The 15,801-nt window shown below is 70.0% G+C and carries 14 protein-coding genes; 9 read left to right on the forward strand and 5 right to left on the reverse strand.

What is annotated here, in order from left to right:
• Nucleotide 1: 1 nt before the first annotated feature.
• Genes CAL25_RS09960 through CAL25_RS09975 form a run of 4 tightly spaced genes read left to right on the forward strand, consistent with a single transcriptional unit; the run spans nucleotide 2 to nucleotide 5,170 of the window.
• On the forward strand, nucleotides 2-1,366 hold the full coding sequence (locus CAL25_RS09960; protein ID WP_094799809.1) for an NtaA/DmoA family FMN-dependent monooxygenase: 1,365 nt from the start codon (nucleotides 2-4) through the stop codon (nucleotides 1,364-1,366).
• 37 nt (nucleotides 1,367-1,403) lie between these two features.
• Entirely contained in the window at nucleotides 1,404-2,627 is a 1,224-nt protein-coding gene (locus CAL25_RS09965; protein WP_094799810.1) for an acyl-CoA dehydrogenase family protein, read from the forward strand.
• A gap of 12 nt (nucleotides 2,628-2,639) precedes the next feature.
• The gene (locus CAL25_RS09970) at nucleotides 2,640-4,043 is read left to right on the forward strand and encodes an NtaA/DmoA family FMN-dependent monooxygenase (RefSeq protein WP_094799811.1); all 1,404 of its coding nucleotides are present in this window, start codon (nucleotides 2,640-2,642) and stop codon (nucleotides 4,041-4,043) included.
• Nucleotides 4,040-5,170 (forward strand): LLM class flavin-dependent oxidoreductase, encoded by a 1,131-nt coding sequence (locus CAL25_RS09975; protein ID WP_094799812.1) that lies wholly within the window; start codon nucleotides 4,040-4,042, stop codon nucleotides 5,168-5,170. Before CAL25_RS09970 ends, CAL25_RS09975 begins: the two co-directional genes overlap by 4 nt.
• Nucleotides 5,171-5,180: 10 nt before the next feature.
• Here CAL25_RS09975 and CAL25_RS09980 read toward each other — a convergent pair whose 3' ends face one another.
• Genes CAL25_RS09980 through CAL25_RS09995 form a run of 4 tightly spaced genes read right to left on the reverse strand, consistent with a single transcriptional unit; the run spans nucleotide 5,181 to nucleotide 8,781 of the window.
• The gene (locus CAL25_RS09980) at nucleotides 5,181-5,990 is read right to left on the reverse strand and encodes an ABC transporter ATP-binding protein (protein WP_094799813.1); all 810 of its coding nucleotides are present in this window, start codon (nucleotides 5,988-5,990) and stop codon (nucleotides 5,181-5,183) included.
• 5 nt (nucleotides 5,991-5,995) lie between these two features.
• On the reverse strand, nucleotides 5,996-6,502 hold the full coding sequence (gene azu, locus CAL25_RS09985) for an azurin (protein WP_094799814.1): 507 nt from the start codon (nucleotides 6,500-6,502) through the stop codon (nucleotides 5,996-5,998).
• 39 nt (nucleotides 6,503-6,541) lie between these two features.
• Nucleotides 6,542-7,609, reverse strand: a complete 1,068-nt coding sequence (locus CAL25_RS09990) for a FecCD family ABC transporter permease (protein WP_094800212.1) — start codon at nucleotides 7,607-7,609, stop codon at nucleotides 6,542-6,544.
• Nucleotides 7,610-7,617: 8 nt separating this feature from the next.
• Nucleotides 7,618-8,781 (reverse strand): ABC transporter substrate-binding protein, encoded by a 1,164-nt coding sequence (locus tag CAL25_RS09995; RefSeq protein WP_094800214.1) that lies wholly within the window; start codon nucleotides 8,779-8,781, stop codon nucleotides 7,618-7,620.
• Between the two features lie 182 nt (nucleotides 8,782-8,963).
• Here CAL25_RS09995 and CAL25_RS10000 point away from each other — a divergent pair, with 182 nt between their 5' ends.
• The 4 genes from CAL25_RS10000 (at nucleotide 8,964) to CAL25_RS10015 (ending at nucleotide 13,481) form a co-directional block, all read left to right on the forward strand.
• Nucleotides 8,964-9,644, forward strand: a complete 681-nt coding sequence (locus CAL25_RS10000; protein ID WP_094799815.1) for a response regulator transcription factor — start codon at nucleotides 8,964-8,966, stop codon at nucleotides 9,642-9,644.
• Nucleotides 9,631-11,013: a sensor histidine kinase gene (locus tag CAL25_RS10005; RefSeq protein ID WP_094799816.1), complete on the forward strand. Its 1,383-nt coding sequence runs from the start codon at nucleotides 9,631-9,633 to the stop codon at nucleotides 11,011-11,013. Before CAL25_RS10000 ends, CAL25_RS10005 begins: the two co-directional genes overlap by 14 nt.
• A gap of 310 nt (nucleotides 11,014-11,323) precedes the next feature.
• Nucleotides 11,324-12,505 carry a cyclopropane fatty acyl phospholipid synthase gene (cfa, locus tag CAL25_RS10010; protein ID WP_094799817.1) on the forward strand — a complete coding sequence of 394 codons (1,182 nt, stop codon included), beginning with the start codon at nucleotides 11,324-11,326 and terminating at the stop codon, nucleotides 12,503-12,505.
• Between the two features lie 265 nt (nucleotides 12,506-12,770).
• Complete coding sequence (locus CAL25_RS10015; protein ID WP_141217910.1) at nucleotides 12,771-13,481, forward strand: hypothetical protein; 711 nt, start codon at nucleotides 12,771-12,773, stop codon at nucleotides 13,479-13,481.
• Nucleotides 13,482-13,644: 163 nt separating this feature from the next.
• Here the strand turns inward: CAL25_RS10015 and CAL25_RS10020 are convergent, their stop codons facing one another.
• On the reverse strand, nucleotides 13,645-14,217 hold the full coding sequence (locus CAL25_RS10020; RefSeq protein WP_094799819.1) for a hypothetical protein: 573 nt from the start codon (nucleotides 14,215-14,217) through the stop codon (nucleotides 13,645-13,647).
• 140 nt (nucleotides 14,218-14,357) lie between these two features.
• Between CAL25_RS10020 and CAL25_RS10025 the strand changes: the two genes are divergently transcribed.
• A complete protein-coding gene (locus tag CAL25_RS10025) occupies nucleotides 14,358-15,749 on the forward strand; it encodes a chloride channel protein (RefSeq protein ID WP_094799820.1) in 1,392 nt (463 codons plus the stop codon).
• Nucleotides 15,750-15,801 lie beyond the last annotated feature (52 nt).

The raw sequence follows: 15,801 nt of genomic DNA on the forward strand, positions 1-15,801 counted from the left end.
CATGGCCCACAAGAAAATCATCTACAACGCATTCACGCAGTTCACGCTGTCGCACCAGGCCCACGGCCAGTGGCGCCGCCAGGAGGCAGCCGCGCAGCGCAATTTCTCCCGCTTCGCGCCCTGGGTGCGACTCGCTCGCACGGCCGAACGCGCGGGGCTGGACACGATCTTCTTCGCGGACACGATCGGCGTGTACGACGTGTACCGCCAGGGCTGGGACACCGCCGCGCGCGAGGGCATGCAGTTTCCGGCCAACGACCCGGCCAGCCTGGTGTCCGCGCTGGCCTATGCGACCGAGCATCTGGGCTTCATCGTCACGAGTTCCATCCTGCAGGACCACCCCTTCAATTTTGCGCGCAAGCTGTCCACGCTGGATCATCTGAGCGAGGGCAGGGTGGGCTGGAACATCGTCACCAGCTACCTGGACAATGCCGCGCGCAACTTCGGCCAGCCCCGCCTGGACGGCCACGACGACCGCTACGCCTGGGCCGAGGAGTACACCGAGGTCGTCTACAAGCTATGGGAGGCGAGCTGGCAGGACGATGCGGTGGTGGCCGATCTCGCGGGCGGGATCTACGCCGATCCGGCGCGCATCCATCCGATCCATCATGAAGGCAGACGCTACCGTGTCGAAGGGCCGCATATGCCGCAGCCCTCGCCACAACGCACGCCGCTGCTGGCGCAGGCGGGCGCCTCGGGCACCGGACGCGCCTTCGCCGCGCGCCATGCCGAGATGACCTTCCTGCCCGCGATCACGCCGGCCTCGGCCGCGGCCGACATCGCCGATCTCGACGCGCGGCTCGTGGCGGCGGGGCGTCGCGCGGGCGATCTCAAGTATGTGGTTGGCCTGCACCCCGTCATCGGCAGCACCGAGGCCGAGGCGCGCGAACGCTACGAGGAGTTCCTCCATTGGCGCAGCGAGCCGGGCTACCTGGCACACGCTTCCGGCAGCATCGGCTTCGATCTGTCGGTCATCGATCCCGACACGCCGCTGGCCGACGTCAAGTCAGAGTATGTGCAGGGGGGCATCCGCGCCGTGATCGATGCCGAACCCGACAAGCAGGCCCGCTTCGGCGACGTCCTGCGTCAGCGCCTGAACAAGGCGGCGCCCGGCACGCCGGAGCAGATCGCAGACACCATCGGCGAATGGGCGCGTGCCGGCGTCGATGGCTTCAATCTGATTCCGGTCACTTTGCCGGATTGGTTCGACGTGTTCGCCGACGAGGTGGTGCCCATCCTGCGCAAGCGCGGCCTGATCCAGTCCGAGTACCGCTCCGGCACCTTGCGCGAGAAGCTGTTCGGCGACGCGCCGACGCTTCCCGACCGCCACCCGGCGCGCCGGCTGCGGCCCTGGGCGCAGGCCTGAGTTCCCGTTTTCTCATCCCTTTCCACAGGATTTTCCCATGTCTCACGACGCTCCCACCGATCAGGAGCTGGCCGAGCGGTTTCGGCCTGTATTCGCCCGTATTGCCGAGGGCGCGGCGCAGCGCGACCTCGATCGCCAGCTCGCCCACGAGCCGGTGCGCTGGCTGGCCGAGGCCGGCTTTGGCGCGCTGCGCGTGCCGCGTGAGTTCGGCGGCCTGGGCGCCTCGGTCGAACAGCACTACGATCTGCTCATCGAGCTGGGCGAGGCCGACTCGAACCTGCCCCAGGCGCTGCGTTCGCATTTCGGCTTTATCGAGCGTCTCTACGCGGAGGTCGACCCGGCGCTGCACGAGCCCTGGCTACGCCGGATCGCCGACGGCGCCATCTTCGGCAACGCCACGACCGAGCGCGGCGATCACCCGCTCGGCGAACTCGATACCGTGTTGCGCGAGACGCCCGATGGCTGGCGCCTGACCGGTGAGAAGTTCTACAGCACCGGCACGCTCTATGCCGACTGGATTCAGGTCAGCGCGCGGCGCGAGGGAAGGGCCGCCGCGCCGGAAGGGCATCAGACCTTCGTGCTGGTGCCGGCCACGGCCGAGGGCGTCACGCGCGAGGATGACTGGACCGGCTTCGGCCAGCGGCTGAGCGCGTCGGGCACGACGCGCTTCGACGCCGTGGCGGTCGACCCGGCGCACATCCTGTCGTACTCGCGCCAGGGCCCCACGCCCATGACCGCGGTGTTCCAGCTCACCCACCTCGCCACCCTGGCCGGCATCGCGCGCGCGATCGTGCGCGAGACCGCCGCGTTCGTGCGGCCGCGCAAGCGCACCTTCAGCCACGGCGCCGGTCAGGCGCCTGCCGAGGATCCGCTGGTGCAGCAGGTGGTGGGGCAGTTGTCGGCCACCGCGTTCACGGCCACGGCGGCGGTGCGCGCCGTGGCCCGTACCCTGGGTGCCGCCGATCGGGTGCGCCAGCGCGAGGGCCGGCTGCCGCCGGCGCTGCTGGTGCAGGCCGAGCTCGAGACCGCGCAGGCACAGGTCGGGCTGATCGACAGCGTGCTGGGCGCCGGCAGCCGGCTGTTCGACGTGGGCGGCGCGTCGGCGCTGCTGGAATCGCGCGGGCTCGATCGCCATTGGCGCAATGCCCGCACGCTGGCCTCGCACAACCCCACGCCATACAAGGCGCGGCTGCTGGGCGACCACGCGATCAACGGCACCGGGCCGTCGTTCTATTGGACCGTCGGCGCGCGCGCCGCCTGAGGGAGAGATGCAATGACCGCGACTCCCCTGATTCTGAACGGCTTCATCATGAATGTGGTGGGCCATGTGTCGGCTGGACTGTGGCGTCATCCCGCCGATCGCGCCACCGAGTATGTCGACCTCGATTACTGGATTCACATCGCGCGGCTGCTGGACGAGGCCGGCTTCGATGCCCTGTTCATCGCCGACGCGCTCGGTCAGCTCGACGTGTACGGCGGCAACGCCGACACGGCGCTGCGCACCGCGGCGCAGACGCCCGTCAACGATCCGCTGCTGCTGGTGTCGGCGCTGGCCGCGGCCACGCGCGACCTGAGTGTCGGGGTGACGGTGTCCACCACCTACGAGCATCCCTATCTGTTGGCGCGCAAGTTCACGACGCTCGACCATCTGAGCAGAGGCCGGATCGCGTGGAACGTGGTCACGTCGGTGCTGGAATCGGCCGCGCGCAATCTGGGCCTGGAACGGCAGATGGATCACGACGAGCGCTACGATCGCGCCCAGGAGTTTCTGGACGTGACTTACAAGCTGTGGGAGGGCTCGTGGGAAGACGGCGCGCTGGTGCAGGATCGCGTGGCAGGTGTGCATGTCGATCCGGCCCGCGTCCATCCGATCGGCCATGCCGGCACCTACTTCAATGTGCCGGGCGCGCATCTGAGCCAGCCCAGCGTGCAGCGCACGCCGGTCATCTTCCAGGCGGGCACCTCGCCGCGCGGCCGCGAGTTCGCCGCGCGCAACGCCGAGGTCGTGTTCCTGGGTGGCGCGCGTCCTGCGGACATCCGCGAGAGCGTGACGCAGATCCGGGCTCGCGCGGCGGAACTGGGGCGCGCCCCTGACGCGATCCGCTTCATCACGGCCGTGACCGTCGTGACGGCCGCCACGGCGCAAGCCGCGCAAGAGAAGCATGAGGATCTGCTGCGCTACACCGACGAGGACGCCGCCCTGGCGCTGTTCTCGGCCTGGACCGGCGTGGACTGGTCGCGCTTCGACCGCGATCAGCCGCTGGAATACATCGAGACCAACGCGGGCCGCTCGGCCCTGCGCAACTTCACGCGCATCGACGCCGAGCGCCGTTGGACGGTCGGCGATGTGGCCCGCTACATCGGTATCGGCGGCCTGCATCCCACGCTGGTCGGCGACCCGGTGCAGGTGAGCGATGCGCTCGAGCGCTATGCGGAGGAGGCCGGCGTGGATGGCTTCAACATCGCCTATGCGGTGAGCCCGGGCAGCTTCGAAGACTTCGTCACCTACATCGTGCCGGAGCTGCGCCGCCGCGGCCGTCTGCCGCCCAGGCCCGAGCGGCCGCTCACGTTGCGTGAACGGCTGCAGGGCACCGGCCAGCAGCGCCTGCGCGACGACCATCCCGGCGCGCGGTTTCGCTCCTTGCACACCCAGGTGACTTCGGAGGGCGCGGCATGAGCCTGCATCTGCATTGGTACCTGCCGACCAACGGCGATAGCCGCGGCATCACCGGATCGGGCGACGACTCGCACCGCATCGCCGGCACGGCGGGTGCCTTTCGCCGGCCCTCGCTCGCCTATCTCAAACAGGTCGCCCAGGCGGCCGAGAACCTGGGTTTCGAGGCGGTGCTCACGCCGACCGGCACCTGGTGCGAGGATGCCTGGATCGCCACGGCCGCCTTGTCGCAGCACGTGGCGCGGCTGAAGTTTCTGGTGGCGTTCCGGCCGGGCTTCATCTCGCCGACGCTGGCCGCGCACCAGGCCGCCACCTATCAGCGGCTGACCGACGGCCGCCTGCTGATCAACATCGTGACGGGCGGCGATCCGGTCGAGCAGCGGCGCTTTGGCGATCACGCCGATCATGGGCAGCGGTATGCGCGCACCGGCGAGTTCCTGTCTGTGTTTCGCGGGCTGGGCGAGCGGGCCGGCACCGGTGAGCTGCTGGACTTCGGTGGCGAGCACTACCGCATCGAAGCCGCGCATCTCGATCCTGCCCCGGCCGGCGCGCCGCCGGTGTTCTTCGGCGGAGCCAGTGCCGCGGCCGAACAGGTTGCCGCACGCCACGCCGATGTCTACCTGGCCTGGGGCGAGCCGCCCGCGCAGATCGCGGAACGCGTCACGCGGGTGCGCGCCCTGGCGCGCGAGCAAGGCCGCGCGCCGGCCTTCGGCATTCGACTGCATGTCATCAGCCGCGATTCCGAAGAAGCGGCCTGGGCCGAGGCCGGCCGCCTGCTCGCGGGGATCGATCCGCAGCGTGTCGAGCAGGCGCAGTCGTTGTTCTCGCGTACCGAATCGGTGGGACAGCAACGCATGACCGCGCTGGTGTCCGGCTGGCAGGCCGGGCGCGATGCCCGCGCGCTCGAGGTGGCGCCCAATCTCTGGGCCGGCTACGGGCTGGTGCGGGGCGGCGCCGGTACCGCGCTGGTCGGCAGCCACGCGCAGGTGGCCGATCGCATCGCCGAGTATCACGCGCTCGGGCTGACGCACTTCATCCTGTCGGGCCAGCCGCATGTCGAAGAGGCGTACTGGTTTGCCGAGGGGGCGGGCGCGGAGCTGCAACGCCGCGGCTTGTGGCAGCCGGCCTGAGGTTGAGCGATCAGGTCGGCTCGGCGACCAGGTCTTCCACATGCACGTGGCGCGCCTCGCCATCGCTCAGGATGCGGGCCTGCACGCCGTAGGCCTCGCGCAGGCGCGCCGGCACGATCACCTCCCGTGGCGTGCCGCGCGCGAGCAGCCTGCCGGCCTGCAGCAACAGCGCCTGATCGGTGTGATTCAGCGCCATGCCCAGGTCGTGCAGCACGATCACGGTCACCATGCCGCGCTCGCGGGTCTCACGCGCCAACAGGCGCATGACATGGAACTGGTAGTTCAGATCGAGCGCGGAGAGCGGCTCGTCGAGCAGCAGCAGGCGCGGCGCGCGGATCAGCGCCTGCGCCAGCCCGGTCATCTGCCGCTGCCCGCCTGAGAGCTCCGCCAGCGTGCGGTTCGCCAGCCCGGCGATGCCCAGACGGCCCAGCAGCGCGATGGCTTGCGCCAGCCGGTCCGATGCATCGGCGCCGGCGTTTGAGGGCGCGCTCGCGGCGCCCGCCGCCAGCACCGATTCGAGCACCGTCATGTGCACGCCGGCGGGCAGGGTCTGCGGCATGTACATCGCGTGCTGCGCGCGTTGCGCGGGCCGCAGCCGGTCCAGCCGCAGATCGCCCAGCCAGACCGCGCCCGCGCTCAGCGGCACCAGCCCGGCCATGGCCCGCAGCAGGGTGGACTTGCCGCTGCCGTTCGGACCGATCAGCGCCGTGACGGAGCCGGCCGCGAGCCCGGCGGCGTCGATGCCGTGCAGGACCTGACGGCGGCCGTAACCCGCCTGCACCCCCGTCAGAGACAGGCCGCTGGACGCGCACGTGCTCATGGGATTCAGCGCGCCAGTGCCAGCGTGCCGCGCATCATCTCGGCATGCGCGGGGAACGAGCAGTAGAACGTGTACGACTCGCCGGCCGCCAGACGGCTCACCGGGAACGTCACGGTCGCGGTCTCGCCGCCGCCCAGCATGGGCGTCTTGGCGAGCACGCGCGCGTCATTCGGCACGAGCCAATCGTCCTGCGGGCCGGCGCGCATGCCGTCGAGCATGACCTGGTCGATATCGGCGGTCTTGGTCAGCACCCAGTTGTGGCCGGCCTTTTCCTTGCTGTTCTTGCCCGTGTGGATCAGGCGCACCGTGAACTCGGTGCAGGTGGCGGGCACCACGATGTGACTGGGCTCGAACTTCTTGCCGGGCTGCCCCTGCACGTCGACGGCGCATCCTTGCGGCGTGGCCTGCGAGGTCTGCGTGGCCGGAGGGGCGGCGGGTGCCGCGTGCTCATGCGCCTGGGCCGTGGCGGCAAACAGAAAGGGCAGGGCGAGCAGGGCGAGGCGAGACGTCATTGCGGATTCCATGGTGAGGGAGGACAAGAGGCCGGTGGCTCACTGCTTGCGCAGCGTGCGCACCACGATGGCCAGAAAGAAAGGGATGCCCACGAGCGAGGTCACGATCCCGACCGGGATCAGCGCGCCGGGCAGCAGCGTCTTGGAGGCGATGGACGCGCCGGACAGAATCAGGGCGCCGGCCAGCGTGCTGCCCGGCAGGTAGAAGCGGTGGTCTTCGCCCAGCAGCATGCGCGCGATGTGAGGCGCCACCAGGCCGACGAAGCCGATCGTGCCGACGATCGACACGGCCAGCGCCGTGAGCGCGCTGACCCGCAGCAGGCTGACCATGCGCAGGCGTTTCAGGTCGACGCCCAGGCTGGCCGCGCGCTCTTCGCCCAGCCGCACCGCGGTGAGTTGCCAGGCGTCGCGCATCGCCCACGGCAGCACGCAGGCGAGTGCCACGGCGAGCGCGGCGACGCTGCCCCAGCTGGCGCGCCCGAGGTTGCCCATGGTCCAGAACACGATGCCTTGCAGCGCCTCTTCCGAGGCCACGAACTGCAGCAGCATGATGAGCGCCTGGAACGAATACACGAGGGCGATGCCGAACAGCACCACGCCCAGCGTCGAGCCGCCGCGCCAGCGCGCCACGCGTTCGAGCAGTGCCACTGACAGCAGCGCGCTCGCGAACGCGCACAGGGTCACGGTCCAGGCCGGCGGCAGGCCGGGCAGGCTGAAGTTGAGCGTGATCGCGGCCGCGGCGCCGAACGCCGCCGCCGCGGAGACGCCGAGCGTGAAGGGGCTGGCGAGTGGGTTGTTGAGCAGGGTCTGCATTTCGGCGCCGCCCCATCCGAGCGCGGCGCCCACCAGCACCGCCATCACCGCGTAGGGCAGGCGGAAGTCCCACACGATCACGCGCATGCCGGGCGTGGCGGCATCGGGATGCACCAGCGTGCGCAGCAGGTCCGCCGCGCTCAGTCCGGCGGGTCCGCAGGCTATGTCGACCAGCAGGCACAGCACCAGCGCGGCGGCGAACGCGCCGAGCCACACGCGGCGGCGGCGCTGCATGCGCAGATGGGTGCGCGCGATCTCCTGCGCCGGCGCGGGCAGGGCGGCGGTATGCGTCATGCCCATGCTCAGCGTGGCTGGGCCAGCGTGGTCCAGTAGGTGCCGTCGGCGGGCGCGCCGAGGAAGTCCGTGTGCAGCGTGCGCAGGTCGGCCTCGGGATCGATGCCGCGCGCGGCCGCTTCCTGCGGATGGAACCAGCGCGCCAACGCTTCGAGGGCGAGGATGTTGTAGGGCGAGTTGTAGTACGCGTGCCAAAGACCGTGGGCACGGCCCGCCTGCACCGCCGTCAGATCCCGGATGCCGGGGCGTGCCGCCAGCACGGCCAGGCTGTCGAGGGCGGTGGCGGGGGCCACGCCGGGGCCGGCGAGCAGGCCGGGACGGCCGGGCTCGCTGCGGCTGCCGGTGGCCACATACACCTCCGGCTGCTGCGTGATCAGATACTCGAGGCTGACATCGCCGATGGCGCCGGGCACCACGCCCTTGGCGATATTGACGCCGCCGGCGGTCTCGACCATTTCGCCCAGGCCGCCGCCGCCGGTGGTGTGGCAGCACGATGGCCACACGCCCGCCAGCAGCTCCACGAACACGCGCGGGCGCTTGCTCTCGGGCACGGCCGCGACCATATCCTGCACGCGTTTCACGCGCGGCTCATAGAAGTCGACATAGGCCTGCGCCTCGTTCTGGCGGTCGACCGCCGCGCCCAGGATCTTCATGCTGGCGGCGGTGTTCTGCAGCGGGTGCTGGCGGAAATCGATGAACACGACCGGAATGCCGGCCGCCTGCAGCGCCGCCACCATCGGGCTGTTCTTGCCGGGGCCATGGCCTGCCAGGCCGAAGATGGCCACGTCGGGCTGCAGGTCGACGATGCGCTCAGGGCTCACGCTGTCTTCCGAGCTCTTGCCGATCAGCGGCACTTGCGCGGCGCGCGGGTAGGTGCGGGTGAGTTGCGACCAGGCGTAGGGATCCTGCTGCTTGAGCTCGCCTTGCCAACCCACGATGCGCGCGGTGGGATCGGCACGATCGAGCAGGGCCATGGCAAACACGAAGCGGCCTTCGCCCAGCAGAATGCGCTTGGGATGGTCGGGCACCTCGACCACGCGGCCGGCCAGGTCCGTCACCTGCCGGGCACCCGCGGCACCCGGCAGCAGGGCGCCGAGCGCCAGCACGGCGGTCAGCAGCACGCGGGGGCGCAGCACGGCATGGAGAAGGGCGCGGGGGCGGAGCTGGAACATCATCATCTCGTTTCGATAGGCGGGAAAATCCGCCGGACAGACGCGGTCCGGATTACCCAGGAAACGCGAATGGTTCTTATTGAAACGAGAGTGTGCGTGGGTTAATGTCAAGGGAACGTTAAGACCGCCGGCCCTACAATCCGGTCCATCTCTCTTTGCCGTCCGTGGGCGGCGTTGTCCGCATGCGCATCCTGGTCATCGAAGACGATCCCTCCATCCTGTCCAACGTGGCGGCCTTTCTGGGCCGGCGCGGCTATATCGTGGATTGCGCCGAAGACGGCCGCCAGGGCTACGCGCTTGCCGCCACGGGCGAGTTCGATCTCATCGTGCTGGACCTGATGCTGCCGCGCATGGATGGCTACGACCTGTGCCGGCGCCTGCGCAACGAGGCACGCTGCGCGACGCCGGTGATCATGGTCACGGCCCGCGACACGCTGGATCACCGCCTCGAAGGCTTCGATGCCGGCGCCGACGATTACCTCGTCAAGCCCTATGCCCTGGCCGAGCTGGCCGCCCGCATTCACGCGCTCCTGCAGCGCAGCCAGGGCCGCGTCGCGGCCACCGTGCTGCAAGTGGCCGACCTGCGCTGCGATACCGCCACGCTCGAGGTCTCGCGCAACGGGCGGCGCATCCGGCTGGCGCCCGCGCCGCTGCGCATCCTCACGATGCTGATGCAGGCGAGCCCCGCGGTCGTGCATCGCACCCGTCTCGAAGAGGCGCTGTGGCGCGACTCGCCGCCCGACAGCGACAGCCTGCGCACGCACATCCACCAGATCCGGCACGCCGTCGACAAGGACGAGGCGGTGCCGCTGGTGCACACGGTGCGCGGCATCGGATACCAGCTGCGCGATGCCGCTCTCTAGCCTGCGGCGCGGTCTCGCGCGCAACCTGGTGCTGACCTATGTGCTGCTGGCGTTGCTGGTGGGCGGGCTGCTCACGGCCGTGTCGATCTTCACGGTCACCGGGCTCGAAGCGCATCTGCAGCGCATCGACATGGGCATGGCGGTGCAGCGCGTGCGTACCGAATACCTCGCTGGCCAGGACCCGGGCCGGCCCAACCGCTTCTTTCATGGCGTCGCGGGCAGCGAGGCGTTCCCGGCCTGGCTGCGCGAGCTGCCGCCCGGCTTCCACAAGGTCAACCATGACGGCCGCGTCTGGCACGCGATGGTCGACGACAAGGACGGCGATCGCTACATGCTGCTGCGCGACTACACCGACTACGAGCGCAGCCAACGCGGTTCGCACTGGCTGGCGGTGGGCGGGATGGCCGGCGGCCTGCTGGTGGCGTTCGGCCTGGGCGCGCTCATGATCCGCCGGGTGGTCGCGCCGCTCGCGCGCCTCGCGCGCCAGGTGCAGGGCCGTCCCGGCCAGCCGCCGCGCACCCGGCTTGCGCAGGACTACCCCGCCAACGAAATCGGCGCGCTCGCCGCCGCGTTCGACGCAACCTACAACCAGCTCGAGCAGGCGCTCGAGCGCGAACGCCTCTTCACGGCGGATGTGGGCCATGAGCTGCGCACGCCGTTGATGGCGATCACCAGCTCCTGCGAGCTGCTGCGCGACGATCCCGCGCTCGGTCACGCCGATCTGACCGCGCTGGCGCGCATCGAACGCGCGGCCGCCGACATGCGTCAACGGCTCGACGTCTACCTGATGCTGGCCCGCGGCCGCGATAGCGCGCAGAACTCTTTCGAGCAGGCCAGCGCACAGGTGGTGGCGCGCGATCAGGCCGCGGTCTATGGCCCGCTGGCGGAGCGCCGCGGCATGACGCTGCGGCTGGTCACCGACGGCCCGCTCACGCCGTACTACCCCGTGCCGCTGCTCAGGGCGGTGCTGGGCAACCTGATCCAGAACGCGCTGCAATACGCCGGGCCCGGCGCCACGGTGACGCTGGCCGTGCGCGGTGCGGCGTCCGGCGGACCGCCCGAGGTCGAAGTGAGCGACGACGGACCGGGCATCGCGGCCGACCGCCAGGCCAGCGTGTTCGCGCCGTTCGTGCGGGGCGCCGAGCGGGGCGCCGAGCGGGGCGCCGAGCGGGGCACGGAGCGCGGCGGCGAACGGGGTGGCGACAGCTACAACCTGGGGCTGGGCCTGTCTCTCGTGGCCCGCATCTGCGAGCACCAGGGCTGGCGCGTGAGCCTGCGGTCCGAACCGGGCGCCGGCGCGGCGTTCCGGGTGGTCCTGGCGCCGGGGGACGAGGCCATGGACACGGCCGTCGGCGCGGCCGCCGGCTAGGCCCCCGACGCGGCCTCCAGCGCGGCCACCAGCACGGCCGGCTCGGCCCGCGACGGCACGACGGCCTGGGCTACAGCAAGGGGGCGGGCGTCCGGTTTTGCGCCGGATTCTGCGCGCGCGCAACGGTTTTGATCAGCTTTCAGGGCAGGTGTCTGCCGGGTGTGCCACGGCCCGTGAGCTTGCGCTAAGATTGCCCGGTGCTATCGACATGATCGATTCAATTCATTGGAGAGTCAGCACTCTTTCAAGCAATAGTTATCCGCCGTGAGTCATGATGCCCCAGGCATCGCGTGCAAATGATGGAGTCTGTATGCAGCAAAGAGAAGATTTTCTGGATCTGCCCCCGCAACCCCAACCGCCGGCCGCGCAGAACAACGCACCGCCGGAAGTCCTGGTCGATCTGCTTGCACTGGCTGATGTGCGGATCAACGGCAATCGCCCCTGGGACATCCGCATTCGCGACCCGCATGTTTATAGCCGCGTGTTTTCCAGCTGGTCGCTGGGATTCGGCGAGTCGTACATGGATGGCGAGTGGGAATGCGACCAGCTCGATGAGTTGTTCACCAAGCTCATGAGCGCGCATCTCGAAGATGCGGCGGTGGGCCTCTCCAAGCTGCGCCTGATGGCCGAAGGCCTGCGGCACAAACTCTTCAATCTGCAGTCCAAAGGCCGCGCGTTCGAAGTCGGCGAGCGCCACTACGACGCGGGCAACGACGTCTTCGAAGCCATGCTCGATTCGCGCATGATTTATTCGTGCGGCTATTGGGCCACGGCCGACTCCCTCGAACAGGCGCAGATCGACAAGCTCGATCTCATCTGCCGCAAGCTCCAGCTCAAAGAAGGCGAGACCCTGCTCGACATCGGTTGCGGCTGGGGCGGCCTGGCCAAGTTCGCCGCCGAGCGCTACGGCGTGCACGTCACGGGCGTCACGGTCTCGAAAGAGCAGCTCGCGCTGGCGCAGCAGCGCGTGCAGGGGTTGCCGGTGCAACTGTTGCTGCAGGATTACCGCGACCTGCAAGGCACGTTCGACAAGATCGTGTCAGTGGGCATGTTCGAACACGTCGGCCCCAAAAACTACATCACCTACTTTGATACGGTGAAGCGCCTGCTCAAGCCCGAGGGCATGTTTCTGCTGCACAGCATCGGGCTGGCCACCACCAGCACCGCCACCGATCCCTGGATCGACAAATACGTGTTCCCGAACGGCAAGCTGCCGTCGCCCGAGCAGATTGCGCAACCCATCGAAGGCCGCTTTATCATCGAAGACTGGCACAACTTCGGCCAGGACTACGACCGGACCTTGATGGCGTGGTGGCAAAAGTTCGACGCCGCCTGGCCCGAGCTCGGCAAGCGCTACGACGAGCGCTTCTACCGCATGTGGAAGTATTACCTGCTGTGCTGCGCCGGCTTCTTCCGGTCGCGCGAAGGCCAGCTGTGGCAGCTGGTGCTGACGCATCCGACGCGGCGCGACACCTACCGTTCCGTGCGCTGATCGGCGCGCGGCCGGTTTTGCGCGGCCTGTGTTCGCGTCTCTTACGAAGGGCCATCTTGAGGGATGGCCCTTCGCTTTGGCGGCGCGGATTCATGCCCGGGCCAGGTGGGCGAGCGGGGCACGGGCACCGTCCGGCACGGAACATGCTGGCCCGCGGTACGGCCTGGTTCAGGCCGGACGACGCGCCGCCGCCTTGCCGGGCCCGGCGCGAACGCGATGAGGTTCACACGGGAGGATGGCAATGCGGCTGAGGACGAGCACACGGATGAGCGCGGGGCGGGACGGTGCGGGGCAGGGCGACGCGGCTCAGGGCTACGCGGCTCAGGGCCACGCGGGGCAGGGCATGGCCACAGGCGGCCACCGGCGCGGGTCCGGCAGGCGTGCGCGCCGGGTGCGGACGTGGGCGGCCGGCCTGGCGGCGGCCACCGTCATGGGAAGCGTCGTGGCCGCGGGCAAGCCGGTGGATGTTTCGGATGTCGCCATCGGCGGCGTCAAGCTGGGCATGAGTCACCGCGAAGCGATTCGCGCCGCGGCCGCCTACTTCAAGGTCGAGGCCGATCAGATCCGGCCGGACAAATTGGCCGCCGATAAGGGCGCAGCCGGCGCCGGCATGCCGATGTCGTTCAGCTATGCGAGCCGCACCGAGACGCTGCGCGTCTCGTCGGTGTCGCGCACGCCGCCCGACCCGGACCGTCCGACGGCCGTCACGCAGATCACCTACGAGCGCAAGGGCGAGAGCCCCGAGGTGAATCAGTCGGTGCGCGACGCGGCCGTGGCCAAGTATGGTGAACCGACGAGCGGCAAGACGAACCAGGGTGCTTATGCGTGGTGCGCGCAGCCGGGCGAAATGGGCTGCGCCAAGTCCGCCGGCGCCGTGCTGACCGCCACCGGCAGCATGCTCACCTTGCGTGATCGCGGCTACGAAGAGCGCGCGCGGCAGGTCGACAAGGGCGACACGGTGCGCAGGCCGCAATAACCTGGGTGTATGACGCGGCGCGGCCAGGCGGCCCGCAGCGGGCGGCTGGGACACCCGCGCGCGGCCGAGCCCGTCCCGCATGTGCCACCGCGCCCGTCACGCACGTGCCGCGGCGCCCGCCACTCAGCCGAGCCCGTCAAGCACGTGCCCCCGCGCCTCTCGCTCAGCCGCGCCGGCGCATGCGCCACGGCCGGCTGTAGAACACCGCCGTCATGATCGCCGTGCCCAGCAGTGCGGGCAGACCGACCAGCAGGAACGCGGGGCCGATCGGATCGCCCGGCCAGCGGTCGTGAAAGTTGCCTAGATACAGCGTCATCGTGCCCACCATGCCGGCGGTCGCGGTGAGACCGAAGCGGCCCCAGGACCAGCGCGACGTGCGCAACGCGCCGGCCAGGAGCCCCGTGCACAGGGCCGGCATCCCGCCGAACAGATACGCCGTCTGGACGCCCGCCACCAGGATGCGCGTGAACGCGTCGGCGTTGAGGTTGCTGATGGACGCGCCCAGCGCCAGCGTGGCCAGCGCCGCGAGCGGTCCCAGCACCAGATAGAGGGTGCCGCCCATCAGGATGTCGCGCAGCGCGAGGGCCGGCGTGTCGGGCACGACATTGCCCTTGACGGCCGGTCCGCCAGGCGCGTTGGCCTGGGCCGCGCGCGCCGCGCTGCGCATGCGCCAGATCACGCCCAGCAGCGCGAACGCCACGAGAGGCAGGAGATAGACGTTGAAGATCGAGTTCATGTAGGCGCTATGGCGGTGCAACGGCGGCGATAGCCTGAATCGTATCAGGCGGCGCGGAGGCGAGAGGGCGCAGGCCGCTTTGAGCGGAATGTCAGTCGGTCCATGGTACTTTTTCGAGCAGTCTCCTCATTCCCATTCCCATGTCGCCGCGCAGCCCGCTCATCCGTCTGCTGACCCACTTGCGCCTGCTGGCGCGCCGCAAGGCACGCCATCTCAGCCGCCTGTCGCGCAAGAGCGTGCAGATGGTGGTGCTGCTGGGCGGCGCGGCGCTCGTTGCGATCGTGTCGCTGGGCTTCGCGTGGCTGGCCGATCTGGCGCTCGAGTGGAACGCACGCTGGGTGGAGCGCGCCGGCTGGGCGGCTTTGATCGTGTTGCCGTTTTCGCTGGCGGGTCTGCGCTGGCTGACGCTGCGCTTCGCGCCCAATGCGGCGGGCAGCGGCATTCCGCAGGTCATCGCGGGTCTGTCGCTGCCGCCCGGGCCCGGCCAGACCAGCCTGGTGTCGCTGCGCCAGACGCTCTGGAAAATCCCGCTCGCGTTCGGCGGCATGCTCGCCGGCGCATCGATCGGGCGCGAAGGGCCGTCGGTGCAAGTCGGGGCGGCCGTCATGCTGGCATGGGGCGAGTTCTGGAAGCGTCAGGGCGTGAAGCTGCGCGGCTTTCATGCCAACGAACTCATCGCCGCCGGGGCCGCCGGAGGCCTCGCCGCTGCCTTCAACGCGCCGCTGGCCGGTGTGATCTTCGCCATCGAAGAGCTGGGCCGGGGCACGGTGCTGCGCTGGCAGCGGCTCGTCCTGATCGGCGTGCTGGCCTCGGGGTTTCTGGTGGTGGCCATCGCGGGCAACAACCCATACTTCGGCGTGTTCGAGGGCAAGGCCTTCACCGAGCAGATGCTGGTGTGGGTGCTGGCCGCGGGCATCGTCAACGGCGCGCTCGGCGGTCTGTTCGCCTGGCTGCTGGGCAAGGGCGCCGCCGGCATCGCGCCGCTGCGCTGGCGTGACCGCATCGTCGCCCATCCCATTCTGACGGCCTTCGGGCTGGGACTGGTGGTGGCGCTGATCGGGTTGCTCACGCAGGGCGCCGTCTACGGCACCGGCTATTCGGTCGCGGCCGGTCAGCTCTCCGGCGAGCACCCGGCGCCCACGGGCTTCGGCCTGGCCAAGATCGCAGCGACCGTGGCGTCGTACTGGGCCGGCATTCCGGGCGGCATCTTCACGCCGGCGCTGACCGCGGGCGCGGGCATCGGCGAGCACCTGTGGCAGCTGACCGGCGCCGCGGTGGATCCGCGGGTTCTGGTCCTGTTGTCGATGGCGGCGTTTCTGGCGGCGGCCACGCAGGCGCCGCTGACCGCCAGCGTGGTCGTCATGGAAATGACGGGCAGCCAACCCATGCTGTTCTGGCTGCTGGTGGCATCCCTGACGGCGTCGGTGGTGTCGCGGCAGTTTTCGCCGCACGCGTTCTATCACCTCGCCGCCGGGCGCTTCCGCCGCCAGGCGCTGGCGCTGCAGGGGAAGGCGGGCAACGCCAACGGCTGAGGCCGGCGGCGCTTTACTCGCGCTCGACGGCGCGCAACGGGCGGCCCGACGC

The organism is Bordetella genomosp. 5, from assembly GCF_002261315.1.
Taxonomy (GTDB): Bacteria; Pseudomonadota; Gammaproteobacteria; order Burkholderiales; family Burkholderiaceae_B; genus Bordetella.